The following is a 26,116-nucleotide window of genomic DNA, read 5'->3' as shown; positions in this document are numbered from 1 at the left end:
ATGACGTTGCAACCTGTGAGAACGGGTTTTCAGTGAGGAGGTTACTGTAAATGCCGGAGCCCAGAATCCTGACCGCGGGGGACAGTGCCCTCACCGTCGAGTTCGGCAATGAAATCAGTGAGGAAATCAACGGGAAAGTGCTCGCGCTGGACCGCGCTCTTCGGCAGTCCGGTCTCAAGGGGATTACGGAAACGATACCGACTTATCGCTCTCTTTTAATCTGTTACGACCCTTGCGCGATCCGCTGTTCTTCTTTAAAACGCAAGGTTTCCCGTCTTGCGAACAACCTTGGCTCCGCCGCTTCCGGCGCGGGCCGGATTGTTGAAATTCCCGTCTGCTACGGGGGCGAATTCGGCGAGGATCTGCCGGATGTGGCGGCCCACGCGGGTATGGCGGAGGACGACGTCGTCCGGATTCACTCTTCAAAAGATTATCTGATTTACATGCTGGGCTTTTTGCCCGGCTTTGCCTATCTTGGGGGAATGGATTCCCGGATTGCGACGCCCCGCCTGAAAACGCCGCGCGTGAAAATCCCGGCGGGTTCCGTAGCCATCGGCGGCGAACAGACCGGCATCTACCCCATCGCTTCCCCCGGCGGTTGGCGGCTGATCGGCAGCACGCCGGTAAAGCCCTATGACCCGAACCGGGAGGACCCGATTCTGTACCGGGCCGGGGATCGGATCCGTTTTGTCCCGGTGCCGCGCGAAGAATATCTGCGGATTCATTCCCTTTCGGAAAAGGGCGAATATCAGTGCGTCGTCCGGGAAGGGGGCTCCTCCGATGGAAATTGAAATCATAAAGCCCGGGCTTCTGACCACCGTGCAGGATTTTGGGCGCACCGGTTACCAAAAGCTCGGCATTTCCCCCTCCGGCGCGCTGGACCGCAAAGCCATGATCCTCGCAAATCTTCTGGTGGCAAATCCCGCCGGGGAAGCCGTCTTCGAAATCACCCTGATGGGACCGGAGCTTCGTTTTACCGCGGATAATTTTGTCGCGGTGACCGGAGGGGACCTGTCGCCTGTGCTCAACGGAGCGCCGATGCCGCGGTACGCCGCCATTCCGGTCAAGGATGGGGACGTCCTTTCCTTCGGCCCCGCCAAAAGCGGCTGCCGCGCTTACCTTGCGTTCGCCGGCGGCCTCGAACTGCCGGTTGTCATGGGCAGCAAATCGACCAACCTGAAATGCGGATTCGGAGGCTGCGGGGGACGCAAACTGCAGACGGGTGATGTCATCGCATTCGCTTCGCCGAAAAAGGAGCTGCCCTTTTTTCCGCTCCGCACATTGGAGGCCCCGTCCTTCGGCGGCGAAACGGCCCTGCGGGTGATTTTGGGTCCGCAGGAAGACGCTTTCACCGAGGGCGGAATCCGTACTTTCTTTGAGGAAACTTATCAGGTTACGCCTCGGTTCGACCGTATGGGCTGCGCGCTGGACGGTCCCGTCGTCGAGTGCAGGGACAAAGCGGATATCATATCCGACGGAATCCCCGCAGGGGCCGTTCAGATTCCCTCGAGCGGCAAGCCGATCATCATGCTGGCAGACCGCCAGACGACGGGCGGATACACCAAAATCGGCACGGTGGCGTCGGTTGATCTGCCCCTGCTCGCGCAGTGCCGCCCGGGCGATTCCGTCCGGTTTCAGCGCATTTCCGTCGGGGAAGCCCAAAAGCTGCTGCGGAAAGAGACAAAAAAGCTCCGTAAGCTGAATCGGTATCTGAACGAATAAACAAAACAATGACCTGCCGGGCCGAAGAACGCTCAACGCGTCCGTCCCGGCTGTTGAAACGGAGGTTGAACGAATGGATCTGACAACGATGGCGCCGTCGGAGGTTCGCGGGCTGATCCGCAAAGGCGAAATTACCGGCCCGACCGCCGGCATGTGCGCCGGATATGCGCAGGCAAATCTGGCCGTGCTTCCAAAAGAGCTCGCATACGATTTTCTTTTGTTCTGCCAGAGAAATCCAAAATCCTGCCCTCTGCTTGAGGTTTCCGACGCGGGCAGCAGAGAACTGCATGCCATTGCGCAGGGCGCCGATATCGCCACCGACATTCCGAAATACCGCGTCTATGAAAACGGCGTGATGGTGGAAGAATGCACCGACGCCTCCCGTCTCTGGCGGGACGATTTTGTCAGCTTCCTGATCGGCTGCAGCTTCTCCTTTGAGGCGGAGCTGCTGGAAGCTGGCATCACAGTGCGCCACATCGAAGAAAACCGCAATGTTCCGATGTTCCGTACGAACATCGACTGCGTACCCGCCGGTATTTTCAGCGGCAAAATGGTTGTCTCCATGCGCCCCCTCCCCCATGACGAGGTGGTGCGCGCCGCGCTGATTACCGGAGGAATGCCCCGGGTGCACGGCGCTCCGGTTCACATCGGTTCGCCGGAAGCAATCGGCATCAAGGACATCAATCACCCGGACTTCGGCGACAGCGTCACCATCCGCGACGGGGAAGTTCCGGTTTTCTGGCCCTGCGGCGTAACCCCGCAGTCGGTGATCATGAATGTGAAGCCGAAAATCGCCATTACGCACTCACCGGGGCATATGTTTCTTACGGATGTAAAAAACGTACAGCTCAAATACTGAGGAAAGGGGAAATTACCGATGAACCGCATTGATTTAAACTGTGATCTGGGGGAAAGCTTCGGCGCCTATCGGCTTGGCATGGACGAGGAAGTCATCCCGTTTGTTTCCTCCGCCAATGTCGCCTGCGGCTTTCACGCATCCGACCCCGTCGTGATGCGAAAAACCGTTGAGCTTGCGGGAAAAAGCGGGGTCTGCGTGGGGGCGCATCCGGGATTTCCGGACCTGATGGGATTCGGCCGCAGAAACATGAAGGTTTCTCCGGCGGAAGCGAAGGCTTACGTTCAGTACCAGATCGGCGCGCTTTCCGCATTCTGCCGGGCCTGCGGCGTAAAGCTGGTCCACGTAAAAGCGCACGGCGCCCTGTACAACATGGCGGGCAAAGATTATGATCTTGCAAAAGCCATCTGCGAGGGCATCGCCGAGTTCGACGGCAGCCTGATTCTGCTAGCCCTTTCCGGCAGCGAAATGATCCGCGCCGCGAAGGACACCGGCATTCGCGCTGCGAGCGAGGTTTTCGCGGACCGGGCCTATGAAGAGGATGGTTCCCTGGTGGCCAGAACGAAGCCGAACTCCATGATCACGGACGAAAACGAGGCGATCCGCCGTGTTGTCCGCATGGCGAAAGAGGGTAAAGTCACGGCCGCGACGGGAAAAGATATTTCGATTCGGGCCGACTCTGTCTGCGTTCACGGAGATAACGCCCATGCGCTGGAATTTGTTCGGAAAATCCGTTCCGCGCTGACGGCGGAAGGAATTGAAATCGCCCCGCTCGCCCGGATTGTTTCTTGATATTTTAAAGCATAACCTGAATATTTTCTTAAAATTTTTTGTTTTTTTTAGAATCGAATCAAAAGCCTTGACGGCTTTTTCATCTTCTTTTATAATTCATATTATCTGAATTGGGAAAGTCAATTTCCTGCATTCCGCAACCAGAGGTGTTTTTTGGACCAAATTGAGGACCTGTTGGAGTATTACCGGAATATTCTTCACTGGAATCCGCCGTTTGCTCAAATCCTTTCCCGTTATGCTCCGGACGGTCTGAGAGGCTACCTTGGAATGCGGGATGCCGTGCAGAACGGCGCGCTGCCTGCCGCGACACGGGAAATGCTTTTCAGCATTCTTGACAGCATCGCGGACGAGGAAAGCGGCGCGAAAGCCCATGCCGCCGCGGCAATCCGGGCGGGAATGACGATGGAAGAATTGACCGAGGCGTTTCTGATCGTCACGATTGCGCGGGGAATCAACGTTCTGTGCAAGACCGGCACAAAAGCACTGCGCTCCGCTGAAGAAGAAGCGGCGAAATTGCAGAGCGGCAAAGAAAACTCATAAAAGTAAATATCGGATGAAGATTCCGGGAGAGACCGTCTGTCACAGACGGCGCCGAAGGGGAACGCAAAAACTCTCAGGCAAAAAAACCGGGATCCGACGAAACTCCGGAAAGTCCATCGGACACCGAAGAGGCAATTCCCGGTCGGGAAGAATCTTTCAGGTTGATCAACGGAGGCATACGGCAGGAAGTCCTGCCGTATGCCTCTGTCCTTTTTTGTTTGATACCACTGTGGAAAGAAGAGAACAATATTATGGAAAGCAAAACCCCTCTTTACAGCCGGCATGTCGCCGCAGGCGGCAAAATTGTCCCGTTCGCGGGGTACCTGCTGCCCGTTCAGTATCCCTCCGGCGTCATCGCCGAGCACATGGCGGTGCGAACCGCCGCGGGGCTGTTCGACATCTCCCATATGGGAGAAATCATTCTTGAGGGCAAGGATGCCCTTGCAAACCTCCACCACATCCTGACCAACGATTTTTCCGGCATGTACGACGGCCGCGTCCGCTACACCCTGATGTGCTATGACGACGGCGGCGTGGTAGACGATCTGGTCGTGTGCCGCATGAGCGAAAGCAAATATCTGCTGGTCGTCAACGCCGCGAACCGCAAAAAGGACGCGGAGTGGATCAAAGCCCACCTGAAAGGCGACGTTCGGTTTGAGGACATCTCCGATCATGTCGCGCAGATCGCCCTGCAGGGCCCGAAAGCGCCGGAGATTCTAAAAAAAGTGGCCGATGAATCCTCCATCCCACAGAAATATTACACCTTTGTGGAAAAAGGCACCGTCGGCGGAATTTCCTGCCTGGTCTCCCGCACGGGGTACACAGGCGAATTGGGCTATGAGCTTTACTGCGCCCCGCAGGACGCGGAGCGTCTGTGGGATCTGCTTCTGGAAGCGGGCAGGGAATACGGGCTGATCCCCTGCGGGCTCGGCGCCCGCGACACGCTCCGTCTGGAGGCTGCCATGCCGCTTTACGGCCATGAGATGGATGAAACGATCAATCCGTTCGAAGCCGGACTTTCGTTCGGCGTCAAGATGGATTCCCACGATTTTATCGGCAAAGACGCGTTAGCCGGTAAAATTCAGCCATCCCGCGTCAGGGTTGGTTTAGCGGTTACCGGGCGCGGAATCGCCCGCGGCGGCGAACCTGTGCTCATCAACGGAAAAGCTGTGGGAAAAACCACTTCCGGTACCTTCTGCCCGTTTCTGAAATCGGCTATTACGATGGCATTGATCGACTCCGGGAATACTGAGATCGGAACCGACGTGGAGCTGGACATTCGCGGCCGCCGTGTGGCGGCGCAGATCACCGCATTGCCGTTTTATAAACGGGCAAAATAATATTTGCTCCCTACCGAAACCCGTTTTTAAAAATCACCGGTCGAATTTTAAGGAGGAACTGATATGAATCTGCCAGAAGAACTCAAGTACACAAAATCTCATGAATGGGTCAGTTATCTGCCGGACGGCAGCGCTAAAATCGGCTTGACCGACTTTGCGCAGAAAGAACTCGGAGACATTGTTTTCGTCAACCTGCCGCAGGAGGGCGATTCCGTGGAAGCCGGAGCGGCGTTCGCAGACGTGGAATCCGTCAAAGCCGTTTCCGACGTTTACTGCCCGGTCACGGGCACGGTTCAGGCAGTCAACGAAGAACTGCTTGACGCGCCCGAACAGCTGAACAAAGCCCCCTATGAGTCCTGGATGGTGCAGGTCGGCGACATCTCCAAAACGGAGGAACTCCTTTCCGCCGGCGAATACCTCACATTCCTGTCCGGAAAAGAAGGAGACTAACGGTATGGGTTCTTACATTCCCTCCACCCCGGAAGAACAGAAAGAGATGCTTTCCGCCGCCGGATTCGATTCCTTTGACGGCTTGTTCTCGCAGATTCCGGAATCGGTCCGCCTGAGCCGCCTGCTCGACCTGCCGCAGGGTCTCTCCGAACTGGAAGTGCGGCGGAAAATGACCGCGATCGCTTCGGAAAACAAGGTGTTTCCCACCGTATTCCGGGGGGCCGGCGCGTACCGGCATTACATTCCCGCCGCCGTCACCCGCATTACCGCAAACGAGACCTTTCTGACCGCCTATACCCCTTATCAGGCGGAGATCAGTCAGGGGATTTTGCAGTCGATTTTCGAGTACCAGACCATGATCTGTGAACTGACCGGCATGGAAGTTTCGAACGCCTCCGTTTACGACGGCGCAAACGCCGCCGCGGAAGCCGCCGCGATGTGCCGCGACCGCGGTCGCACGACCGTCTATGTTTCCGCGGCCTCTCATCCGGATACCATTCGAACCATCCGGACTTACGCGTTCGGCGCGGATACTCAGGTTTGTCTGGTTCCCGAGAAGGACGGAGCGACCGACGCTTCCGCCCTGAAAGACCTGCTGGAACAGGACAAAACCGCGGCATGCTTCTTTTTACAGCAGCCGAACTATTTCGGAACGATTGAAGACGCAGCGGCATTGGGTGAAATTGCTCACGCGGCCGGGGCAAAATTCATTATGGGATGCAACCCGATCTCCCTCGCTGTTCTGAAAACACCCGCCGAATGCGGAGCGGATGTCGCGGTCGGCGAAGGTCAGCCGCTCGGTATGCCGCTCGGCTTCGGCGGCCCGTATCTCGGCTTTATGGCCTGCAAGAAGGCGATGATGCGCCGCCTGCCCGGCAGAATTGTCGGCCAGACCTCCGACGCCGCCGGCAACCGCGCGTTTGTATTGACGCTTCAGGCGCGCGAGCAGCACATCCGCCGGGAAAAGGCGCTGAGCAACATCTGCTCCAACGAAGCGCTCTGCGCGCTGACCGCATCCGTCTACCTGAGTACAATGGGTCCGGACGGACTCAGAGCGGCGGCGGAGCAGTGCTATTCCAAAGCGCATTACGCCGCTAAGAAAATCGGCGCGGTCAAGGGCTTTGAGCTGAAGAACCAAACGGAATTTTTCCATGAGTTCGTCACCGCCTGCCCGAACGTGCAAAAGACACTCGAATTACTGGAACAGCACGGCATTCTGGGCGGCCTTCCCCTGCCGGACGGCGGATTGCTCTGGTGCGTAACGGAATACAACTCCAAAGAGGAAATCGACCGGCTTGCCGAACTGCTGGAGGAGGCGGAACAAGAATGAAATTGATTTTTGAAGAAAGCCGCGCAGGCCGCGGATGCATGATTCTTCCGGCATGCGACGTGCCGGAAACCACCCTGCCGCAGCAATTCGCGCGCAAGGCTCCCCTTCGTCTTCCGCAGCTGTCTGAAAACGACCTGAGCCGCCATTACAGCGCGCTCGCGAAGCGTTCGTTCGGCGTCAACGACGGTTTTTATCCCCTCGGTTCCTGCACGATGAAATATAACCCAAAAATCAACGAGGAAATGGCGGCATTGCCCGGATTCACGGAGATTCATCCTCTTCAGCCCGCTCACACGGCTCAGGGATGCCTGAAAGTACTGCATCTGGCGGAAAAATTTCTCTGCGAAATCACCGGGATGGATGAAATGGTCTTTCAGCCCGCGGCGGGCGCCCACGGCGAATACACAGGCCTGCTGCTGATCAAGGCCTGGCATCATTCCCGCGGCGACCAAAAGCGCACCAAAATTATCGTGCCGGATTCCGCGCACGGCACCAACCCGGCAAGCGCGGCCATGGCGGGCTACACCATTGTGAACATCCCGTCCGGCCCTGACGGCTGCGTCGACCTGGAAGCGCTGAAAAAAGCCGTCGGCGACGATACCGCAGGGCTGATGCTGACCAACCCGAACACGCTTGGCCTGTTCGATAAAAACATTCTGCAGATTACGCAAATTGTCCACGAAGCGGGCGGATTGTGCTTCTATGACGGCGCAAACCTGAACGCGGTGGTCGGCGTCGCGAGACCCGGAGACATGGGCTTCGACGTGATTCATCTGAACCTGCATAAAACATTTTCCACTCCTCACGGCGGCGGCGGCCCCGGCGGCGCGGCGGTCGGATGCAAATCTTCTCTCGCCCCGTTTTTGCCCGTGCCCCGCGTCGCGGAGCAAAACGGGAAATTTTATCTCGACGACAACCGCCCGCAGAGCATCGGCAGTGTCAAATCCTTCTACGGCAATTTTCTTGTCATCGTGCGCGCTTTGACCTATCTGCTGACGCTTGGGAAAGAAGGCGTCCCTCAGGTTGCGGAAAACGCCGTTTTGAACGCAAACTACCTGATGGCGCTGCTAAAAAAGCGGTATCAGGTGGCCTACGACGTTCCCTGTATGCACGAATTTGTTCTTTCCCTGCAGGACTTAAAGGATTCCTGCGGCGTGACCGCGATGGACGTCGCGAAATCCATGCAGGACCTTGAAATGCACCCGCCGACCATGTATTTCCCGCTGATTGTGCACGAGGCCCTGATGATCGAGCCGACCGAAACCGAGTCAAAAGAGACGCTGGACCGGGCCGCCGAAGCTCTGCTCGAGCTGTACGAAAAGGCGCTTGCCAAACCGGAAGCCATGCACCGTGCCCCGGAAAGACGCGTGATCGGACGCCCGGACGAGGTGGAAGCCGCAAGGCATCCTGTGGTGAAATACGAATATGATTCATAACGCGTTACTCTGCACAACCGACCGTCTGATTCCGTACCGGAATCTGGCTCTGGAAGAATACCTGATGGATACTGTCCCCGAGGGTACCTGTATTCTTTATCTATGGCGGAACCAGAACACCGTAGTCATCGGCCGGAACCAGAATTGCTGGAAGGAATGCCGCGTGAAAGAACTGGAAGCCGACGGCGGGCACCTTGTCCGCCGCCTTTCCGGCGGAGGAGCGGTCTTCCACGACCTGGGCAATCTGAATTTTACGTTCCTGGTCCGGAAAGAAGACTATGACGTTTCCCGCCAGCTCGATGTGATTCTGCGGGCCGTTTCCGCCTGCGGAATAGAGGCCGAAAAATCCGGCCGCAACGACATCACGGTCGACGGACGCAAGTTTTCCGGCAACGCGTTTTATTTCAGCGGGAAAAGCGCCTATCACCACGGCACGATCCTGATCGATGTGGATAAGGAGAAAGCGGGAAGATACCTGAGTGTTTCCGCGGAGAAAATCCGCTCCAAGGGAGTCGATTCCGTTCGGTCGCGCATCGCGAACCTGAATGAGTTTTGTCCCGGACTGACCGTAAATGATATGAAACGGGAGCTTTCAAAGGCGTTTGGCCAGGTTTACGGAACAGAGCCGAAAATCATCTCTCCGGACTCGGTTGACGAGCGGCGCGTGGAAGAACTGCGGCTGAAATTTTCGAATCCTGATTGGATCTACGGCGTTCAGATGCCGTTCTCCTGCGAGTTTTCCAGGCGCTTTTCCTGGGGCGGCGTGGGAATCGGACTGCGGGTTCAGGGCGGCGTCATTGCCGGAGTGCAGGTTGACTCCGACGCAATGGATGAGGAATTCATCCGCCGGATCCCGCCGTGCCTGACCGGCTGCCCGTTTTCTTCCGAAGAAGCGGTCAAACGGCTTCGCACGGAATTTTCCGGTGAATCCGAGGAGCGCAGCCAATACGAAGCAGATATTGAGCGCTTACTTACCCAACAGCAGTTTTAAAACAGCCCGCAGGCAAAAAAACCTGCGGGCTTACTCTTAAAAAGGAGCATCCGTATGGAGAAAAAATATGATTTGGCGGTGATCGGGGGCGGCCCCGCCGGTTACGAAGCCGCCATCCGTGCCGCCCAGCTCGGTTTTTCCGTCGCGCTGATCGAAGCCCGCGACATGGGCGGAACCTGCCTGAACCGCGGCTGTATTCCCACAAAAGCGATTCTTCACTCTTCCGGGCTGTACCGTGAAGCAAAAAAATTCAGCGAAATCGGCCTTGCGGCAGACGGCCTTTCCTTTGATTTCGGCACCATTCTGCGCCGAAAAGACCAGGTGGTTACGGAATTGCGCACCGGAATTGAAAAACTGCTGAAAGCAAACGGGGTCGACTGTTTTGAGGGCAGAGGTTTTCTGGAAAGTGCGGAACAGATTACCGTAACGGGATCCTCCGGCACGCAGGAACTAAGGGCCGGCAAAATTCTTCTGGCAACCGGCTGCGTACCGTCCGTTCCCCCGATTCCCGGGGCGGAACTGCCCGGCGTTGTAACAAGCGACGGTCTTCTGGAGCTCGATGCCCTTCCCCGCCGTCTGGTCATCATTGGGGGCGGCGTCATCGGCGCGGAGTTTGCCACCGCTTTTTCCGATCTGGGCTGTGAAGTGACAATCGTGGAGGCCATGCCCCGGATTCTGCCGACCATGGACCGTGAAATTTCGCAAAGTCTTTCCATGATTCTCAAAAAGCGCGGTGTGCGGGTTCACTCTTCCGCAAAGGTGGAGCAAATCGCCGGGGGTTCTCCGCTTGTCTGCCGGTTCACGGAAAAGGAGACGGAAAACAGTGCGGAAGCGGACCTTGTTTTGATTGCAGTCGGCCGCAAACCCGCGACCAATGATCTTTTCACCGAAGGACTCGGGATAAAAACGGCAAAAGGATTTATCTTGACCGACGGGCACCACGAAACAAGCCTGCCCGGCGTCTTTGCCGTAGGAGACGTGACCGGGGGAATCCAGCTTGCCCACGCCGCTTCCGCCCAGGGGATCGAGGCGGTGGAGTACATGGCGCGGGGAACAGAACCGGTTCGCCCCCGCGCAATCTCCTCCTGCGTCTACACAAGCCCGGAAATCGCCTGCGCCGGCCTTTGCGCGGACGAGGCGAAACAGGAAGGCATCGAGGTCACCGTCGGCAAGGCTCTGACCGCCTCGCTTGGGAAATCGGTCATCGAGCACAGTGAGCGCGGCTTTGTCAAGCTGGTGTTCGCAAAGCAGTCCGGCGCGCTGATCGGCGCGCAGCTGATGTGCGAACGCGCGACCGATCTGATCGCAGGCCTGGTGCAGGCGATTGACCGGCGCGTGACGGCGCGCGAATTAGCCAGCGTGATTCGCCCGCACCCCACCTTCTCGGAGGCCGTGACCGAAGCGGCGGAGGACGCGCTGGGCGGCGCGATCCACGCAATGCCCCGTGGCAGAAGGGCTTAAGCCTGTTCAAAAAAATAACACCCGCAGAATACTATTTTTCATATTTCCTTGCAGAGTTCAGCCCTGACTGGTAAAATAATACTATAAGAATATTTGACTTAGGGGGAACCTGCATGATGAGAAAAACTCTTGCGGCCTTTACGGCTGTGCTTCTGATTCTGATTCCAATCAACTGCTTTGCGGCATCAAACGGTGCAATGAATTTAAAAACCGGGCAGACGACAACACAGTCGGGAGCCTATTACAATGACGGAGTTCTTTATCTGGAGCTGGAACCGGTCTGCCGGTATTTGAGCTATACGGTCACTCTGGCCGACGCCGGCAGCGACATCCGCCTGACAAACGGTTCCGACACCATAAAAATTGACCCGGCCGGAAATCAAATCGTGAAAAACGGCCATACGCTCAATGTCTCCTATCTGTCCCCCGAGGATACGCTGGGCGGCGGCTGCATGCGGTTAAACGACCGGCTTTATATGCGTTCCGACCTGCTGTCCCAGCTGCTGGGGCTCGACGTACAAACCGACGAAACGCAGAAAACCGTCACGGTTCGCGGAATCATCCAAAATGTCCTGAACATTGAAACGAAGCGAAACGATCTCTCCGAAGGCCTGCTGACGGCAACCGTTCAGTACCCGGTGCTGTCCGGTCCGTGGAGCGCGCAGGCGCTTGAAACTATGAACGGAATCTTCAAGCAGACCGCGGACTCCGCCGTGGACCAGGGACGCAAAAACTCAAAGGACCTTGAAGACATTGTGGCAATTCAAAAAGCCTCCGGCAACGAATACGGCGGCTCGATGCAATGCTCGGTCTATTTCGACTACGATATCAAGTACAGCCAGAACGGCCTGTTCAGCGTCGTTCTGAGCAATTACCAGTACGCGGGCGGCGCGCACGGTTCGACCATACAGACCTCGTACACCTTCGATCTGAAAACAGGCAAACAACTCGCCCTTTCCGATTTCATGAAGAAAGACAGCGGGTATCAGAAATTTCTCAATACAAAAGTACGGAACGAAATTGACTCGCGGGTTAAAGAAAAGAAGTTGTTTGAAAATACTCCTTTTCAAACGCTCGGCAATAATCCTGATTTTTACCTTTCTGATGACGGGATCACCTTCTACTTCCAGCAGTACGAATATTTCCCCTATGCGGCGGGAATTCAGGAATTCCCGGTTTCGTTTGAATCCATCTCTCAAATGCTGAATCCGTCGTACAGTTGCCTTTCCCAAAAGCTGAATCGAACCGCTTAAACACAGTCTATAGGGGTGCTATAAACAGAAGCGCCCCTCAGATTATTGAAGAACCCATCCGATGCGCAAAGCAAAGGATGGGTTCTTTTTGTTATTGTTCTAATGATACATACCCTACACACAGAGCATTGTTTGGATTTCAATGAATTCTCAGTGCCGGGAATAAAAAGAGAAAAGATTCAGAGCGTAATGGCTCCGGTAATAACGGCAGCAAGAATGATAACTAATGAAACCGCATAAGCCCATGGGAACGTCCTCTTCTGGTGTTCCCCAAGATCAATATCGCCCAAACCAATCAACAGAAATGTTGCCGGGGTCAGGGGTGAAAGCGGGAATCCGATTGTCATCTGTCCGGCAATGGATGCCCTTGCTACCAGCGCTGGGTTCAGGCCGATCTTCTGTACGGCGGAGGCCAAAACCGGCATTACTCCAAAATAATAGGAATCCGGATCAAACAGCAGACTGGCAGGCATCGCAATCAGGCCGATAATCAACGGGATTTTGCTGCCCAGGGATTGGGGAATCAGATTCACAAGACCGGTAGCCATCGCATCCAGCATACCTGATCCTCTCATGATACCGATAAAGGAACCGGCGGCAAACAGAATGCTTGCCATCATCAAAGCGGCTTCCGCGTGGGAATTAATAATTTTGCTCTGGAGCTTAAGGTCCGGGTAGTTGACGACCATGGCGATGACCAGCGCAATCATAAAGGTTGGCGCGGGCGGGAGTAGAGAGGAAACCATGACTGCCACGGTTACGATGATTAGTAGAATGTTAAAGGCGAACAGCTTTGGGCGGGCCAAGTCACTGGAACCGGAGGATAGGCCCTGAACAGCTTTCGCTTCTTCTTTTGAGATATCGCCAGCCGGTGCTTCCAGAGCCAGGCGCTTTTTCTCTTTCTTGCCAAAATAGACGGCAATCGCGAAAACGCTCAGCAACCCGCACATCATGGGAACCATCATCGGCGTAAAAATTTGACCCAGGGAAGAATGCAGGGCACTGATGGCACGGATCGTCGGGCCGCCCCATGGAAGCATGTTCATCGTACCCGCGGAAAGTGCGCAAAGTGTAGTTAGAATCCATGTGTGCATGCCCAGCTTTTTATAAAGTGGCAGCAGGGCAGGAATGGTAATTAAAAAGGTAGTCGCGCCGGAACCGTCCAGATGGGTCACGCAGGTAAGAATAACAGTTCCCACGCAAATTTTCACAGGATCATTTTTGGCGACTTTCAATATGCCTTTCACAATCGGATCAAAGGCACCCGCATCCGACATTGTCGTAAAAAACAATACCGCAAAGATAAACATGACGCCGGTCGCAACGACGCTTTTCATACCGTCCACGCTATATGTACCGATTTTATCCGCGTGGCCGGCAACAATGCATGCCAGAATCGGCACGACAATCAAACAGGTCAGGGTGGATGCCTTTTTACTTAAGATCAGGAAAAGAATCACCAAAATGGTTAATAAACCGAGAAGTCCTAATGGCATGGTCTTTTTCCTCCCCATTGTTTTAGTAAAGGGTTATCGTTTCAATGTGAATCGTTACAGAACTCCTTCTTCTGTAAGTTGCGCAATCTGCCCATCGCTGTAACCGAGCATCTCCTGCAGGATTTCCCTGTTGTGCTGGCCAAGCATTGGTGCCGGGGTGCGTATGCTCGGTTTGGTGTCCATCAGCTTGACGGCTTCCCCATTAACCGTAATATCCCCGATAGCCGGGTCGTGCAGTGGGACAAACATTTCGCGCGCACCGGCGATATGTTCATCGTTTAGAATTGCTTCAATATCCAGAATCGGCCCGGCCGGAACGCCTTTTGAAAGAACAAGGTCTACCGCTTCCTGAATCGTGTAATCTTTGAAAAAGTCTTCGACGATTACCTGAAGGTCATCCTGATTTTGAATGCGGAGAGGCAGGTCGAGAAAACGCGGATCTTGAATCAAATCCTCACGCTTCAAAATGTCCCGGCACAGAATATCATAGAGCTTCTGGTTACCGCACGCAATGATGAAATAACCATCTTTTGCCTTATAAGTATCGTAAGGAGAAACGGCAGCGTAGCGGTTGCCCAGCCGTTTGGGGACTTCGCCGGATGCCAGGTAGCGCTCGCTGGCGTTTTCCAGTGACGCGACGACGGAATCGACCAGAGAAACATCGACGCGCTGGCCATAACCGGTGATTGTGCGGGCATTGACCGCAGCCAAAATTCCGATGGCCACATTCAACCCACCAAGGATGTCGCCCATGGCGTTTCCCGCGCGGGTCGGCGGATCGTTCGGCTGGCCGGTGATACTCATCAGACCGCCCATCCCCTGCGAGATAATGTCATACCCGGGGCGCTGCGAATACGGGCCGTAGCAGCCGAACCCTGAAACAGCAGCGTAAATGATGCGGGGATTGACTTCTTTCAGCGTGTCATAGCCCAGGCCAAGCTTATCCATAACGCCGGGGCGGTAATTCTCAATTACGACGTCGGCCTTTTTTACAAGCTCCTTGAAAATCATTTTCCCTTCCTCGGCTTTAAGGTTTAGGGTAATTCCCTTTTTGTTACGGTTGATATTGGCAAAATAAAGGCTTTTACCGTTTTTAAAGGGAGGATAGGAACGGGTGTCGTCCCCGTGCTTGGGAATTTCAATTTTAATAACTTTAGCACCCATATCGGCAAGCATCATCGTGCAAAACGGCCCGGCCAAGACCCGTGTGAGGTCCAGTATAGTCAAGTTTCCCAGTGCGGTCTTCTGCTGCTCCATGCTTACACCTCGTCGCCGACATGAATTTTCATACGCATAAAGGCGGAACCCATGGATTTGCCAAGGCTGTCAAGCCGAAGTGAAAGGGTAGCCCCGCCGCCGAGGGCGTGCTTCATAACAAAGTTAAAACCATTCAGGGAGGGCACTTCATAGCGGATTATGCTTCCTTTTACCATGTCGCCGAAGTACTCGCGGACTTTTTCGACCGTGACCTCGCGTTTGATGATTTCATAATATTCCGGTTTGCGGGCAAAAACGCACACATTGCTGGTATCTCCCTTGTCGCCGCTGCGCCCATGGGCGATGTCCTTTAAGTAAATTTCCTTCATAGTTTATTTCACCTCCACAATATGGGATGTCAGTTTCACAGCGTCACGCGGAATCAGGGTGGGCCACAACCCAATGACTTCCTGAACATGAGCGCGGCCGCCGAAGAAGCTGGCGCCCGGAGGGCCGTTCAACTGCAGAGGGGAGATTTCCGGAATGATTTTGGCGGCTTCTGATTTTTCCTTGGTACGGATCGCGATTCTCAAAATGACTTCATTCTGGTTTTTGATGAGGGACTCGCTCATGTCGGCAACACCGAGATGCAGGGAGTTCAGCCCGACGTAGCTGACGTTTACGTCTTCATACTTCATCCCTTTGCGTTCCATCTTTTTTCTCAGGATTTCAGCCGCGTATTGTGCCTTTTCGTAGGCGTCCGGCCATGCGAAGCTCAAGTAAGTAACAACTTTATATCCGGCATGGTAACCAATGCAGAGTTTCAATGTATCGGGGCGCGGTTTACCATGAATATTGCCGACACGGACGCGGTTTTCACCGGCCTGCGTCAAAGTGGCACGGCTGATGTCTACATTAACGTCCGGGGTGATGTAATTGGCCGGATCGTGTACTTCGTACAGGAACTGCTCTTTGACGGACTGCTCGCAGATGATGCCGCCGCAGTCCGGTGCTTTGGTGATCACAAAATTCTCGTTGTCGATTTCGGCAATCGGGAAACCGAGCTGGTCCATGTCGGGCACTCCGCGCCAGTCATATTGGTAGTTTCCGCCTGCTCCCTGGCCGCCGCATTCCAGCAGATGGCCCGCCATGATGCCTCTGGAAAGGTTTTCCCAATCGTTTGCCTTCCATCCGAGCTCATGCACGCACGGGGCAAGGAACATAGCGGAATCCGCCGCACGGCCGGTCACTGTGACATCCGCGCCCTGTTCCAGACATTCAACGATAGGCTCATGACCAAAATAAACGTTGACGTTAAGAATTTTATCTTCTATTTCTTTAAAGTCGCCAACGTCGTCCATGTTTTTAAAATCGACACCTTGTTTCAGCAACTCTGGAATTTGAGCTTTCATATCGTCGCCCAGGACGTATCCGATTTTGTAGCCATGCATTTCCTGCTGTTCCGCCACGCTTTTGATGGCGTTGACAGCTCCTTCAATATTCATGCCCCCAGCATTTGATATGAGACGGATTTTTTTGTCGAACGCCTCTTTTCCGCACTGCTCGAGCAGACCGATGAAATCCCTTGCGTAACCACGCTCCGGATTTTTCAGCTTTTGTCTTTCCATGATGGAAAGAGTTAATTCTGCCAGATAATCGCACGCCATATAGTTGATGTTACTCTTCTTCACCATATGGATGGCAGCATCGTTACTGTCTCCCCAGAATCCCTGGCCTCCGCCGATAACAACTTTTCTCAACAAAAATCCTCCTTTATGTATAATATTTATAAAGTATCGTTATACTACAACGATACTTTATATACTAGTTTATTTTTTAACAATTGTCAACTGAAATTTTATTGATTTTCTTTACAAATATTTCTATAATATTGAAAGGACAAGCATAGCTGAAATGGGGGAATTGTTTGCCAACACTAAAAGAACTGGCGATTCTGGCCGGAGTATCGCCGACGACCGCTTCCGTTGTAATGCGCGGAGAGGGAAACCGGAGAAATATTTCGGCGGCAACACAGCAAAAAATTATGGATGCCGCAAAGAAGATCGGCTACCAAACCAATCTTGCCGCAAGAAGGCTTCGCTCAGTTGGAGAAAAACACACTGTGGTTGCACTGTACTGGGCCACCGATTTTCGTGCTCCCATGATGGTTCGATTTCTTCACGGTCTGCAGCATGCCATGCTCAGCATTGAGCGTGAAATAGACATCATGATTCGGCCATATGAGAACGGCGCGTTGCGTCAGGCGGCTTCACATCAGAACCTAAGCATGTTTAACGCGGCCATTATCTGTAATGCTTCTCAAAAAGATATGGAATATCTTGAGGAAATGACGCCGTTGATTCCGATTGTACTTTATAATCGATATTCGGAAAAATTTTGCGCCGCTACGATAAACAACTCTGCACTTGGGAGTTTGCCTGCCCGTATTTTTGCACTGAGAGGACATCAAAGAGCATCTGTCATTACCTCTGAACCGGTTTTTACGGAGATGCAGCTGCGCACGACGGCCTTTCTTCAGACGGCGAAAGAGTATAAAATGGAAACTGCGTCCGTCATTCATGAACAGAATTCTATGCAGGGTGGATATACGGGAACAATGAAGCTCTTAGAGCAAGGCAGACTGCCGGATTGCATCTTCTTTGGGTCGGACGCAATGGCTATGGGGGCGCTACGCGCTTTTTTTCATAAAGGGATTCAAATACCGCGGGATCTGGAGTGCATCAGTATCGGCAATGGGGACAGGGACCAAGAGGAGAATTCAGTCATATCTGTTTCCAATGTCCAGGTTCCTATGGAGGACATGGCTGAAAAATGCCTGAATCTTATCCTGGAATTACTGGAGGGAAAGCATAAAAAGCCATTTTCTTTCGAATTTCCGATTGTCTATCATCCTCTGGAAAGCTGCGGCAAAGTTCCTGAAGAATAGGAAGATTAGCATTGAATCCAATCCTCAAATGTGTCTCTCAAGGGACATTTAAAAAATTCGCCAGGCTGCATTACTATTACAGACCGCCGCTAAAGCGGCCTGTAAATTGTCAAAGAACCCACCCGACGCATTAAGCGAAGGATGGGTTCTTCGACAATCTGAGGCTATGTCATTCATTTTAACTTTTCTCATCGTCTGACCATCCATAACGAAACAGGCCCAACTTTCTTTGGACTTTGTCGACGGATTGAGGAGGCGCTTCTGTTTAAAGTGCCTCCTGCTTTTTGTCTACAGAATCCATCTCACGCAAACCAACTTCCTGTCACGTTCCTCCTCCGAACTACTTACTATACCAGTAAAGAAGAAACGGTTCCATTCGTGACACAAAGGAACGGAGGCTTGGAATGTCAATCAGTCTTTGTATGATTGTAAAAAACGAGGAAGAAAACCTTACAAGGTGTCTGAACAGCGTAAAAGACCTTGTCAGTGAAATGATTTTGGTGGATACGGGCTCCACAGACCGCACCGTTTCAATCGCGCGAGAATTCGGAGCATCTGTCTTTTCTTGCCCGTGGAACGACAGCTTTTCAGACGCCAGGAACTACGCCCTCTCAAAGGCGGCCGGAAGCTGGATTCTCGTCATGGACGCGGATGAGGAGCTGGAGCCGGAGGACCAAAGCGCCCTGCTCGCTCTCGCACAGCACAAAGACGGCGCTTCCGAAGTATGCTGCTGCAAAACGCTCTGCTATTCGGGGGCCCAGGCAGACTGCTGCAATCTTCTGGTCACCATGAACATCCGCCTGATCCGAAACGGTAAAGGGTACCGCTATGCAGGGCGCGTTCACGAGCAGCTTACAGGTCCCGAAGGCCCGCCGCGCATGACCGCTTCGGGCGTTCGGTTCTACCATTACGGATATTTATCCTCTCAGATTGAAAAAAAAGATAAGCATGGGCGCAATATTGCCCTGATTCAAAAGGAACTGGAAGAGAGCCCCGGCAACGGCTTCATGCTTTTCAATCTTGGCAACGAATACCTCGCGCTTGGAAAAACAGAGGACGCCATGGACTGTTACCGCGAGAGTTACCGGACTCTGGATCCCGCTTACGGCTACGGAACCATGCTTCTCACACGGATGATTCTGTGCTGCGAACAGCTTGGCAGAGATGAGGATCAGGCGCAGTATATCCGGGATGGGCTCCGGCTGTACCCGCGGCTGACCGATTTTGAATATCTCAGGGCGTGCATGCTGCACCGTCAGGGCAAGCTGCTGAAAGCCGTTCGATCCTGCCGCAGGTGCATCCGCATGGGCCCGCCGCCTTCCGACATGAACAGCGTCTACGGTGTCTCCTCTTTTAAGCCGTATCACCGGCTGTCCGTGTTATATGAACAGCTTGGGGAACCGGAGCTTGCTCTTCGTTACTGCCGCAAAGCCATTCGCTTGAATCCCCGCGACCGGGAAGCATTTGCCCGCATGGCATATCTGCTGTTTGCTAAGGGCTGCACCCCTGTTCAGGTTCAGTCCCGCCTTTTGCGGCTGTCGGAAAAAGACTTCTGCTCCTTTTTAATGCTGTCCGATCTGTTTTACGACCGGCGGATGTACCGCCAGGCCCTGCAGTTTGCCGTCAGGGCGCAAAAATGGGCGCCGGCATGCTGCTGTGCCGTCGCCCTATATGATGAAGGAGTCTGCCGGTTTTTCCTGGGGCAGTACCGGCGCGCGTACCGATGTCTGTCGCGGACTCCCGAAGTACGCGCGAACAGCCGAGCAGCATTCTTCTGCGTCCTTTGCAGCCTGCTTGATCCTTCCGCGGCGCCTGTGGAAACAGATAAGCTTCCCTTCGGGCTCTCAGCCTCCGACATCCCTGCCGCGACCGCGTTTCGGGCACTGCTCAAAGGGGAATCCTGCCCGCCTTTGAACAAGGACCAGCAGAAACCACCCGGCTGTGCGGACTCCGTTTTCGGTCTGCTGGAAATCCTGCTGCGCGGCGGACTGCTAAACGAATTTACAAAAGCCGTACAACTCCTGAACCAAATCGACGATCGCGGCATTCTGGTTCGGCTCGGCAAGCTGTGCTATCGATACGGCTACGCAGAGCTGGCCTGCCGCGAGCTGAAACGCTCGATCTGCGTCACCGGCGAAATCGACGCGGAAGGGCTTTCGATTCTTTCGAAAACACTCGCCGCCGCGGCCAAGGGTTAAATGGAACTCACAAATTTCCGTTCAGAAAACCTTCGACCTTTTGTGCGTCGGCGTACCCCTTCCGATACATCTGCTCCATACATTCCCTGTTTTTCGTCAGCGTCTTCATTCCGCAGCAATCGTCCGGGGCAAGGATCAGCGCATTGCCCCGCCCGGCATATTTCTTTGCCAGCGCAACGCCGTCATTGTACTTCTGATACCTGTGGGAAAGGCAATCCGCCGCAACCGGATATTTTCGTCTTAAAAGCCTGACCATGCGGGCATCATCCTTCTGCGCACGGATAAAATTCAAAGGCTTGGTCAGAATCACCACCACTCTGTCGCATCCGTCGTAAAAAGCTTTTTGAACCGGGACGGGATCCGCCAGCCCTCCGTCAAAGCAGGGAATTCCGTTGACCAAATACGGCTCGCAAACCCCCGGAATACAGGACGATGCTTTAAGAATATCGTAGTGATCCTGCTTCATGTCCGTTTTATCAAAATAAATGGTTTCTCCCGTCTCAGCTTTCAGCGCAACGGTCTTCATCTCTCCGTCGAACCGTTCGATCTCTCTGAAATTCAGAGGGTCTTCTCCGTCCTGATTCGAAAGATCGCCGTAAACGTAATCCATATTGATGTAGGAGCCCGTATGGATCAGATTCTTTAAGCTCATATATTGTCTGCGGAAAGAGTATTCCGTATAGAACCGGTAATTTCTGCCCTTCTGCTTTCCCAGGTAGGATGCGATGTTCGCGCTGCCGGCGGAGACGCCGATACAGTAATCGAACTGAATTCCCTGCTCCAGACAGCAGTCAAAAACACCGGCCCCATAGATCCCTCGCAAACCGCCGCCCACATCAACAACACCGTTCATCTTGTGATGCTCCTTTAAACTGATCTTCCATAGATGATTTATTCTGTTTCTCTAAAGAAAGCGGGGAGGCAACGCCGTAAACGGAATCTGTCCTTTGCCGGTTTATGTAAGGCTGACTTCTCCGGCGTAACAGGTTTCAAAAATCCGCCGGATTTCCCCCGGACGGTTTGTCTGTCCCAGCGCCCACATCAGCTTTGTGACCGCAGCCTCGGTCGTCATGTCATAGGCCTGCAGCACCCCCGACTCCAGGGCCTTCTGCCCCGCCTGATAAATGGTAAAATCGCTCCGTTCGTAAAGGCACTGGCTGCAAACCACGACCGGAATGCCGGACTGCACCACCTTGTGCAGTTTGGAAATCAAGTCGCGGCGGACAAAATTCAGGCCGCCCGCGCCGAACGCTTCAATCACGATTCCCTTGTACTGCATTTGCAGCAGCATATCGAAGATTTCCGGATTTAAGCCCGGCGTCAGCTTGATTAAAATGACGCCGTCGCAAAGGCGGTCTTCCAGCTGAAAATCACCCGCAGGCTTTCGCAGGACGGCCTCGTTCAGTCTTAGCCCGGTGGAGTCCACCATCGCCGCGTAGGGGCAGTTGACGCTTTCAAAGGCGTCGAATCCCGTCGTGCGCACCTTGACCGCCCTGGTCCCCAGAATGATTTTTCGGTCGAACGCAACAAAAACGCCCGCCCTTCCGCTGGTCGCCATGGCAAAAGCACAGCGCAGATTTTCAACGCCGTCGGTCAGCGGATGCCGGATCGGCAGCTGGGAACCGGTCAGCACAACCGGGACCGGAATGTTCCGAAGCATAAAAGACAGCACCGAAGCGGTATAGGCCATGGTATCCGTTCCGTGGGTCATGACAATGCCGTCGTACTGCTGAAACCGGGAAGCGACGGCGCGGGCCATCCCCTGCCACTCCTCCGGCTGAATATTGGAGCTGTCCAGCTGGTACAGGTTTTCGATTTGAAGCTGGTTTTCCGCGGCAAGCCCGTTCAGGTATGCCGCAAGCAGGCGGCCGTCCATCGCGGGAGCCAGTCCTTCCTCAGTCGGTTCGGAGGCGATCGTCCCACCCGTAGTCAGCATCAGAATTCTTTTCATACGGCCTCCAGATTCACTAGGCAAAGAAATATTAAATCATCCTATTATGGCATGAACAGAAAGCAAAGTAAAGAAACAGAGCAGAAAATATTTCACTTGGAAATTTGGAATATCAGTTCATATGAAACAAAAAGAAAGTCCCCGCTTTTTTCAGGGACTTTCCACGCAGGTACACGGCCGCGGCAAACGGACAGCAATTTTGGGTTAGCGGTGTGCAGCCGTTTTCCGGAGAACGGCGACCAGCGCCGGAATCGCAATAATTTGAAGAACGATTCCGGGGATTGCGTTCAGGAACGCCCCGCCGAAAAACATCACCCAAGTGAACCCTTTCCCCGCCGCCTGATACAGAAAAATACTGGCGGCGCCCCAGATGACGCGCCCCAAAATCATGGACAAAATCAAAGCGGCATAAATTGACGAAATCCTCTTCGGGAACTTTCTGTAAAAAAATCCGCTGAAAAAGCCGTATGAGGCAAGCTCCAACGCCATGGCCACCGCGGTCGGGTAAATCGGAGGCATACCGAACAGAACGGAACGGAACAGAGGCGTGATCAGCCCGACCAGCAAGCCGTAAGGCCAGCCGCATAAGAATCCGCAAAGAAGAACCGGGATATGCATCGGCAGCAGCATTGAACCAATCTGAGGGACCTGCCCCGTGAGAAAGGGCAGCAACAGGCCAAGTGCCAGAAACAGCGCGGAAAAAATCAAATTTTGCACCGAAGACAGGCCTTCGGTATGAGATGCAAGTGTTTTTTGATTGGATTCCATAATTTTTCCTCCCAATATAAGTTGGCCTTCCCTTGGGAAAGAAAAATATCTTCATGATACTTTATTCTTTTATTTTATCAGCCTGAACAAAATTGACCGTCGTCGAGACGGCGGATTCAATATAACGGGACAGGGGCAGTTCCGGGATTCCGGCAACGATGCAGTTGCATTTACTGATGGGAATCAGAATTTTTTTGGCATGGCTTTTTCCCACCGCCGCCGACATGGCGGGCGTGATTTCCCCAAAAAGGGAATCAGCGATCAGGATTCCGATCGGTCCCAGGATAAGATCGGCCCAGGCGCTGCCGAAAAGAACCGGATTTTCGCCTGTGGCGCCGGCGTCGGCCCCGGCTTTCAGCATTGCCGCCGTGGCGATGCTGTTTGTGCCGACCGCGGTAACCGGCTGCTCCGGCAGAGCTTTGCGAAGCTGAACGATCAACTGTTTTCCAAGGCTGCCCCCCTGGCCGTCGATGACTAAGATATTCATATCGTTTCCTTTCTGCCGCCTTCCTGGCGGCAGGCAATTTCGGCCGGTCCGGCATAAATGAAAACAGCCTGAGCGTCTTTTCTTATTTTAACCAGAAGCGTCGGCCAGTTCAATAGTATTTTTCATATTTGCCTTGATATCGCAAAAAAATTACTGGCCGTGAATCTTTACTTGCGTGCAAAAGTTGGATATACTGAATTCATGAACAGGTGGTGGTTCGATGAAAAGGTGCATTGTAACTGCCGGAATAGTTTGCAGTTTTACAAAATGAAGTAAGGAGCATGAAAATGACTATTCCGGAAAAAAGCATTTATCCCCGCGGCGACCATGAAACCGTATCTTTAAAGAACGTTGTGAAAGACCCCAATATCGTGGTCGGAGATTATACGTTCTACAACGATTACGTGAACGACCCGACCCGGTTTGAAAAAAACAATGTTCTTTATCATTATCCCGTGAACCGGGAAAAGCTGGTAATCGGGAATTTCTGTTCCATCGCGTGCGGCGCCAAATTTATCTTTACAAGCGCAAACCACACATTCCAGTCGCTTTCCACCTATCCGTTCCCGATCTTCGCGGACGAATGGGGGCTGGACTGGGAAAACGTCACCGAGGCCTGGGATAACAAAGGGGACATTGTCATCGGCAACGACGTTTGGATCGGCTATGAAGCCGTCATCATGCAGGGCGTGACGATCGGCAACGGCGCGATCGTCGGTACAAGGGCCGTCGTCACAAAAGACGTACCGCCCTATGCCATTGTCGGCGGCGTCCCCGCAAGGGAAATCAGAAAGAGATACGACTTAAAGACCATCGCCATGCTGCAAAAGCTCGAGTGGTGGAACTGGCCTTATGAAAAGATTCGTAAGCACTTACGGGAAATCATGAGCGGCAATGTCGAGAAAATAACAAATGAATAACGGATTTGGCGGCCGGCGCTCCGGAAACGGGGCGACCGGCCGCCGCCTTTCCTGTGTGACCAGATCACGGAACCTGATTTTCAGGAGAGTATAATAAAAACATACTATTTGTGAAAAGGGAGTTTCATCATGATTTTCGGCTTTGGAAAGTCCGGGGAAAACAGCGCAAAAGACAAGACGCTGGTTGTAAAAATCAGCCGCTGCCCGCAAAATCACCCCTGCCCTTCCGTCAGGGTCTGTCCGGTCGGGGCGCTGCATCAGGAGGGCTATCATGCGCCCACCGTCGATTCCGACAAGTGCATCCGGTGCGGAAAATGTGTAAAATTCTGCCCCATGCGTGCGTTAAAACTGGAATAAAGACCGTATCGAAGAATGAAATTCGGCGCGGCAGAAGCGTAAAGGAGGAGATGAACGGATGTTTCAAATTGCAGGCATACTGGTCGGCGGTGTTCTGGGCTTTCTTTATTATAAAAAGGTGGGATGCCCTACGGGCAGCTGCCCCATTACGTCGAATCCCTACGGTTCCACTCTGTACGGCGCGGTCATGGGGCTGTTGGTCGGTTCTTTCTTTTAAATCCGCTCGAAACACACGGCGGGCTTTGCGGAAACGCAAAGCCCGCTTTCTTTTTAGTCAACAGCATCCGGCGGCTTGTAATATCTGGCAATTCCACGTATAATGAAACCGGAAAGCGCTGTCACGCTGCACCGTGTGTATGTGTATACAATTCTCGAGAGAGTCAAACATAGAAAGGAAAGCCTGTCGGAAAGGACGTTCAAAATGGAACTCAACAAAAGCAATATGAAAAGCCTGGCGCTCTTAATCGCCTTCGGTATCGTATTTTTCATGATGCTGAAAAATTTATACCTGCTGCCCTGGCTGGTCAACTCCGTCTCCAATATCGTCGGCCCGGTTCTCGCGGGCTTCGCCGTCGCCTTCGTAATCAACGTTCTTCTGGTTCCGATTGAGACACGTCTCTTTTCTCCGCTGAACCGGCGGTACAAAAAAGTCTGGCCGAAAATGCGTCGGGCCGCCGGTATTTTTCTGTCCCTTGTCATTGTACTCGGTTTGATCGCGCTGATTATGCTGATCGTGATCCCGGAATTGGTCCGTACTATCACGAATTTGACCAACAACATACAGCCCTTTTTTAACGAACTGCAAAACAGCCTCACGAAAATTGACCGCGACCACCCGGAAATCGCCGGGTATTTTAAAAACCTGAACATCGACTGGGCCAATATCAGCCAGATGATTGCGGGCTACGGCCAGAAATTCGCCAGCAGCCTGGTCGGGTCCAGCGTATCGATGATGGGGATGATTTTTCACGGCGCCATCTCTTTCGTTCTGACCTTCGTCATTTCCATTAACGTCCTGGTTCAGAAGGAGCGTCTTTATCATCAGGTCAAACGGGTCATGTACGCGTACCTGCCCCGAAAATACGCGGACTCCGTATACCATGTCTTTCATTTGACGAACCGCGCTTTTTCGAACTTTATCGCGGGCACCTGCACCGAAGCCTGCATTCTCGGCTCGCTTTGTTTTATCGGAATGAATCTGTTCCATTTCCCCTACGCGCTGCTGATTTCTGTCTTTGTCGCCTTTATGGCGCTGATCCCGATTCTGGGCGCGTTTTTCAGCACCGTGGTCGGCGCTCTTCTGATTCTGATTGTCAATCCGATTCAGGCGCTCTGGTTCATCATCTATTTCGTGGTCCTGCAGCAGTTGGAAGGCAACCTGATCTACCCCCGTGTGGTCGGCTCCAGAGTCGGCCTTCCGGCGCTGTGGGTCCTGGTCGCCGTCACGATCGGCGGCAACGCGTTCGGCATTCTGGGAATGATCATCAACATTCCGGTCTGTTCCGTACTGTACACACTTCTCCGCGAAAATGTAAACAAAAGAATGCGCCGGCCGAAGGAACAGACATCCCCCGACCCGGAATAAAATTCATTTCCATCAAATCAACGGGTTACAGGTTTTCGC

The 26,116-nt window shown here is 53.6% G+C and carries 26 protein-coding genes and 1 riboswitch; of the genes, 18 read left to right on the top strand and 8 right to left on the bottom strand.

Annotated features, from left to right (window positions below; genetic code table 11):
- Positions 1-50 precede the first annotated feature (50 nt).
- From pxpB to ACLQ3M_RS00955, 12 genes are all read left to right on the top strand, one after another.
- The gene (gene pxpB / locus ACLQ3M_RS01010; RefSeq protein ID WP_411675854.1) at positions 51-791 is read left to right on the top strand and encodes a 5-oxoprolinase subunit PxpB; all 741 of its coding nucleotides are present in this window, start codon (positions 51-53) and stop codon (positions 789-791) included.
- Positions 781-1,722 carry a biotin-dependent carboxyltransferase family protein gene (locus ACLQ3M_RS01005; RefSeq protein WP_411675853.1) on the top strand — a complete coding sequence of 314 codons (942 nt, stop codon included), beginning with the start codon at positions 781-783 and terminating at the stop codon, positions 1,720-1,722. The genes pxpB and ACLQ3M_RS01005 overlap by 11 nt, the downstream gene beginning before the upstream one ends.
- A gap of 73 nt (positions 1,723-1,795) precedes the next feature.
- Positions 1,796-2,581, top strand: coding sequence for a putative hydro-lyase (locus ACLQ3M_RS01000; protein WP_411675852.1), 786 nt, complete (start codon positions 1,796-1,798; stop codon positions 2,579-2,581).
- A gap of 18 nt (positions 2,582-2,599) precedes the next feature.
- Complete coding sequence (locus ACLQ3M_RS00995) at positions 2,600-3,370, top strand: LamB/YcsF family protein (RefSeq protein ID WP_411675851.1); 771 nt, start codon at positions 2,600-2,602, stop codon at positions 3,368-3,370.
- 153 nt (positions 3,371-3,523) lie between these two features.
- Entirely contained in the window at positions 3,524-3,910 is a 387-nt protein-coding gene (locus ACLQ3M_RS00990) for a carboxymuconolactone decarboxylase family protein (RefSeq protein WP_411675850.1), read from the top strand.
- 13 nt (positions 3,911-3,923) lie between these two features.
- Positions 3,924-4,009: riboswitch (glycine riboswitch) on the top strand.
- A 152-nt stretch (positions 4,010-4,161) separates the two neighbouring features.
- A complete protein-coding gene (gcvT, locus tag ACLQ3M_RS00985; protein WP_411675849.1) occupies positions 4,162-5,250 on the top strand; it encodes a glycine cleavage system aminomethyltransferase GcvT in 1,089 nt (362 codons plus the stop codon).
- Between the two features lie 63 nt (positions 5,251-5,313).
- On the top strand, positions 5,314-5,700 hold the full coding sequence (gene gcvH / locus ACLQ3M_RS00980) for a glycine cleavage system protein GcvH (RefSeq protein WP_411675848.1): 387 nt from the start codon (positions 5,314-5,316) through the stop codon (positions 5,698-5,700).
- A gap of 4 nt (positions 5,701-5,704) precedes the next feature.
- Entirely contained in the window at positions 5,705-7,030 is a 1,326-nt protein-coding gene (gene gcvPA, locus ACLQ3M_RS00975) for an aminomethyl-transferring glycine dehydrogenase subunit GcvPA (RefSeq protein ID WP_411675847.1), read from the top strand.
- On the top strand, positions 7,027-8,466 hold the full coding sequence (gcvPB, locus tag ACLQ3M_RS00970; RefSeq protein WP_411675846.1) for an aminomethyl-transferring glycine dehydrogenase subunit GcvPB: 1,440 nt from the start codon (positions 7,027-7,029) through the stop codon (positions 8,464-8,466). The genes gcvPA and gcvPB overlap by 4 nt, the downstream gene beginning before the upstream one ends.
- Complete coding sequence (locus ACLQ3M_RS00965; protein WP_411675845.1) at positions 8,456-9,457, top strand: lipoate--protein ligase; 1,002 nt, start codon at positions 8,456-8,458, stop codon at positions 9,455-9,457. The genes gcvPB and ACLQ3M_RS00965 overlap by 11 nt, the downstream gene beginning before the upstream one ends.
- A 54-nt stretch (positions 9,458-9,511) precedes the next feature.
- Entirely contained in the window at positions 9,512-10,918 is a 1,407-nt protein-coding gene (lpdA, locus tag ACLQ3M_RS00960; RefSeq protein WP_411675844.1) for a dihydrolipoyl dehydrogenase, read from the top strand.
- A gap of 113 nt (positions 10,919-11,031) precedes the next feature.
- On the top strand, positions 11,032-12,171 hold the full coding sequence (locus ACLQ3M_RS00955) for a DUF3298 domain-containing protein (RefSeq protein ID WP_411675843.1): 1,140 nt from the start codon (positions 11,032-11,034) through the stop codon (positions 12,169-12,171).
- 179 nt (positions 12,172-12,350) lie between these two features.
- Here the strand turns inward: ACLQ3M_RS00955 and ACLQ3M_RS00950 are convergent, their stop codons facing one another.
- From ACLQ3M_RS00950 to ACLQ3M_RS00935, 4 genes are read right to left on the bottom strand one after another with little or no spacing between them, the layout of a single operon-like run.
- Positions 12,351-13,685, bottom strand: coding sequence for a CitMHS family transporter (locus tag ACLQ3M_RS00950; protein WP_411675842.1), 1,335 nt, complete (start codon positions 13,683-13,685; stop codon positions 12,351-12,353).
- A 36-nt stretch (positions 13,686-13,721) separates the two neighbouring features.
- Positions 13,722-14,924, bottom strand: coding sequence for a CaiB/BaiF CoA transferase family protein (locus tag ACLQ3M_RS00945; RefSeq protein ID WP_411675841.1), 1,203 nt, complete (start codon positions 14,922-14,924; stop codon positions 13,722-13,724).
- A 2-nt stretch (positions 14,925-14,926) separates the two neighbouring features.
- Positions 14,927-15,253, bottom strand: coding sequence for a hypothetical protein (locus ACLQ3M_RS00940; RefSeq protein ID WP_411675840.1), 327 nt, complete (start codon positions 15,251-15,253; stop codon positions 14,927-14,929).
- A 3-nt stretch (positions 15,254-15,256) separates the two neighbouring features.
- Entirely contained in the window at positions 15,257-16,624 is a 1,368-nt protein-coding gene (locus ACLQ3M_RS00935; RefSeq protein WP_411675839.1) for an acyclic terpene utilization AtuA family protein, read from the bottom strand.
- 167 nt (positions 16,625-16,791) lie between these two features.
- On the opposite strand from ACLQ3M_RS00935, the gene ACLQ3M_RS00930 reads away from it, so the two are divergent.
- Together ACLQ3M_RS00930 and ACLQ3M_RS00925 are read left to right on the top strand one after the other, a co-directional pair.
- The gene (locus ACLQ3M_RS00930; RefSeq protein WP_411675838.1) at positions 16,792-17,811 is read left to right on the top strand and encodes a LacI family DNA-binding transcriptional regulator; all 1,020 of its coding nucleotides are present in this window, start codon (positions 16,792-16,794) and stop codon (positions 17,809-17,811) included.
- 404 nt (positions 17,812-18,215) lie between these two features.
- A complete protein-coding gene (locus ACLQ3M_RS00925; RefSeq protein ID WP_411675837.1) occupies positions 18,216-20,009 on the top strand; it encodes a glycosyltransferase in 1,794 nt (597 codons plus the stop codon).
- 7 nt (positions 20,010-20,016) lie between these two features.
- Here the strand turns inward: ACLQ3M_RS00925 and ACLQ3M_RS00920 are convergent, their stop codons facing one another.
- The 4 genes from ACLQ3M_RS00920 to ACLQ3M_RS00905 form a co-directional block, all read right to left on the bottom strand.
- A complete protein-coding gene (locus tag ACLQ3M_RS00920) occupies positions 20,017-20,862 on the bottom strand; it encodes a patatin family protein (RefSeq protein ID WP_411675836.1) in 846 nt (281 codons plus the stop codon).
- Between the two features lie 102 nt (positions 20,863-20,964).
- The gene (locus ACLQ3M_RS00915; protein WP_411675835.1) at positions 20,965-21,960 is read right to left on the bottom strand and encodes an asparaginase; all 996 of its coding nucleotides are present in this window, start codon (positions 21,958-21,960) and stop codon (positions 20,965-20,967) included.
- A 204-nt stretch (positions 21,961-22,164) separates the two neighbouring features.
- Positions 22,165-22,728, bottom strand: coding sequence for an ECF transporter S component (locus tag ACLQ3M_RS00910; protein WP_411675834.1), 564 nt, complete (start codon positions 22,726-22,728; stop codon positions 22,165-22,167).
- A gap of 61 nt (positions 22,729-22,789) precedes the next feature.
- A complete protein-coding gene (locus ACLQ3M_RS00905) occupies positions 22,790-23,215 on the bottom strand; it encodes a DUF3842 family protein (RefSeq protein ID WP_411675833.1) in 426 nt (141 codons plus the stop codon).
- 287 nt (positions 23,216-23,502) lie between these two features.
- On the opposite strand from ACLQ3M_RS00905, the gene ACLQ3M_RS00900 reads away from it, so the two are divergent.
- From ACLQ3M_RS00900 to ACLQ3M_RS00885, 4 genes are all read left to right on the top strand, one after another.
- Positions 23,503-24,135 (top strand): CatB-related O-acetyltransferase, encoded by a 633-nt coding sequence (locus tag ACLQ3M_RS00900; protein WP_411675832.1) that lies wholly within the window; start codon positions 23,503-23,505, stop codon positions 24,133-24,135.
- Between the two features lie 129 nt (positions 24,136-24,264).
- Positions 24,265-24,492, top strand: coding sequence for a 4Fe-4S binding protein (locus ACLQ3M_RS00895; protein ID WP_411675831.1), 228 nt, complete (start codon positions 24,265-24,267; stop codon positions 24,490-24,492).
- A gap of 58 nt (positions 24,493-24,550) precedes the next feature.
- Complete coding sequence (locus tag ACLQ3M_RS00890) at positions 24,551-24,709, top strand: DUF6132 family protein (RefSeq protein ID WP_411675830.1); 159 nt, start codon at positions 24,551-24,553, stop codon at positions 24,707-24,709.
- A gap of 204 nt (positions 24,710-24,913) precedes the next feature.
- Positions 24,914-26,077, top strand: coding sequence for an AI-2E family transporter (locus ACLQ3M_RS00885; RefSeq protein WP_411675829.1), 1,164 nt, complete (start codon positions 24,914-24,916; stop codon positions 26,075-26,077).
- The last annotated feature ends 39 nt before the right edge of the window (positions 26,078-26,116 follow it).

It is taken from the genome of Caproicibacter sp., assembly GCF_046707225.1.
Taxonomy (GTDB): Bacteria; Bacillota; Clostridia; order Oscillospirales; family Acutalibacteraceae; genus Caproicibacter.
This window is presented reverse-complemented; position numbering and strand designations above follow the sequence as displayed.

What these genes read in the sequence shown, in the direction of transcription:
- ACLQ3M_RS00910 (WP_411675834.1), bottom strand. Translation starts at nt 22,728, where the DNA reads ATGGAATCCAATCAAAAAACACTTGCATCTCATACCGAAGGCCTGTCT.
- pxpB (WP_411675854.1), top strand. Translation starts at nt 51, where the DNA reads ATGCCGGAGCCCAGAATCCTGACCGCGGGGGACAGTGCCCTCACCGTC.
- ACLQ3M_RS00950 (WP_411675842.1), bottom strand. Translation starts at nt 13,685, where the DNA reads ATGGGGAGGAAAAAGACCATGCCATTAGGACTTCTCGGTTTATTAACC.
- ACLQ3M_RS00955 (WP_411675843.1), top strand. Translation starts at nt 11,032, where the DNA reads ATGATGAGAAAAACTCTTGCGGCCTTTACGGCTGTGCTTCTGATTCTG.
- gcvH (WP_411675848.1), top strand. Translation starts at nt 5,314, where the DNA reads ATGAATCTGCCAGAAGAACTCAAGTACACAAAATCTCATGAATGGGTC.
- gcvPA (WP_411675847.1), top strand. Translation starts at nt 5,705, where the DNA reads ATGGGTTCTTACATTCCCTCCACCCCGGAAGAACAGAAAGAGATGCTT.
- ACLQ3M_RS00890 (WP_411675830.1), top strand. Translation starts at nt 24,551, where the DNA reads ATGTTTCAAATTGCAGGCATACTGGTCGGCGGTGTTCTGGGCTTTCTT.
- gcvT (WP_411675849.1), top strand. Translation starts at nt 4,162, where the DNA reads ATGGAAAGCAAAACCCCTCTTTACAGCCGGCATGTCGCCGCAGGCGGC.
- ACLQ3M_RS00900 (WP_411675832.1), top strand. Translation starts at nt 23,503, where the DNA reads ATGACTATTCCGGAAAAAAGCATTTATCCCCGCGGCGACCATGAAACC.
- ACLQ3M_RS00965 (WP_411675845.1), top strand. Translation starts at nt 8,456, where the DNA reads ATGATTCATAACGCGTTACTCTGCACAACCGACCGTCTGATTCCGTAC.
- ACLQ3M_RS00885 (WP_411675829.1), top strand. Translation starts at nt 24,914, where the DNA reads ATGGAACTCAACAAAAGCAATATGAAAAGCCTGGCGCTCTTAATCGCC.
- ACLQ3M_RS00940 (WP_411675840.1), bottom strand. Translation starts at nt 15,253, where the DNA reads ATGAAGGAAATTTACTTAAAGGACATCGCCCATGGGCGCAGCGGCGAC.
- ACLQ3M_RS00995 (WP_411675851.1), top strand. Translation starts at nt 2,600, where the DNA reads ATGAACCGCATTGATTTAAACTGTGATCTGGGGGAAAGCTTCGGCGCC.
- ACLQ3M_RS00895 (WP_411675831.1), top strand. Translation starts at nt 24,265, where the DNA reads ATGATTTTCGGCTTTGGAAAGTCCGGGGAAAACAGCGCAAAAGACAAG.
- gcvPB (WP_411675846.1), top strand. Translation starts at nt 7,027, where the DNA reads ATGAAATTGATTTTTGAAGAAAGCCGCGCAGGCCGCGGATGCATGATT.
- ACLQ3M_RS00915 (WP_411675835.1), bottom strand. Translation starts at nt 21,960, where the DNA reads ATGAAAAGAATTCTGATGCTGACTACGGGTGGGACGATCGCCTCCGAA.
- ACLQ3M_RS00920 (WP_411675836.1), bottom strand. Translation starts at nt 20,862, where the DNA reads ATGAACGGTGTTGTTGATGTGGGCGGCGGTTTGCGAGGGATCTATGGG.
- lpdA (WP_411675844.1), top strand. Translation starts at nt 9,512, where the DNA reads ATGGAGAAAAAATATGATTTGGCGGTGATCGGGGGCGGCCCCGCCGGT.
- ACLQ3M_RS00925 (WP_411675837.1), top strand. Translation starts at nt 18,216, where the DNA reads ATGTCAATCAGTCTTTGTATGATTGTAAAAAACGAGGAAGAAAACCTT.
- ACLQ3M_RS00905 (WP_411675833.1), bottom strand. Translation starts at nt 23,215, where the DNA reads ATGAATATCTTAGTCATCGACGGCCAGGGGGGCAGCCTTGGAAAACAG.
- ACLQ3M_RS01000 (WP_411675852.1), top strand. Translation starts at nt 1,796, where the DNA reads ATGGATCTGACAACGATGGCGCCGTCGGAGGTTCGCGGGCTGATCCGC.
- ACLQ3M_RS01005 (WP_411675853.1), top strand. Translation starts at nt 781, where the DNA reads ATGGAAATTGAAATCATAAAGCCCGGGCTTCTGACCACCGTGCAGGAT.
- ACLQ3M_RS00945 (WP_411675841.1), bottom strand. Translation starts at nt 14,924, where the DNA reads ATGGAGCAGCAGAAGACCGCACTGGGAAACTTGACTATACTGGACCTC.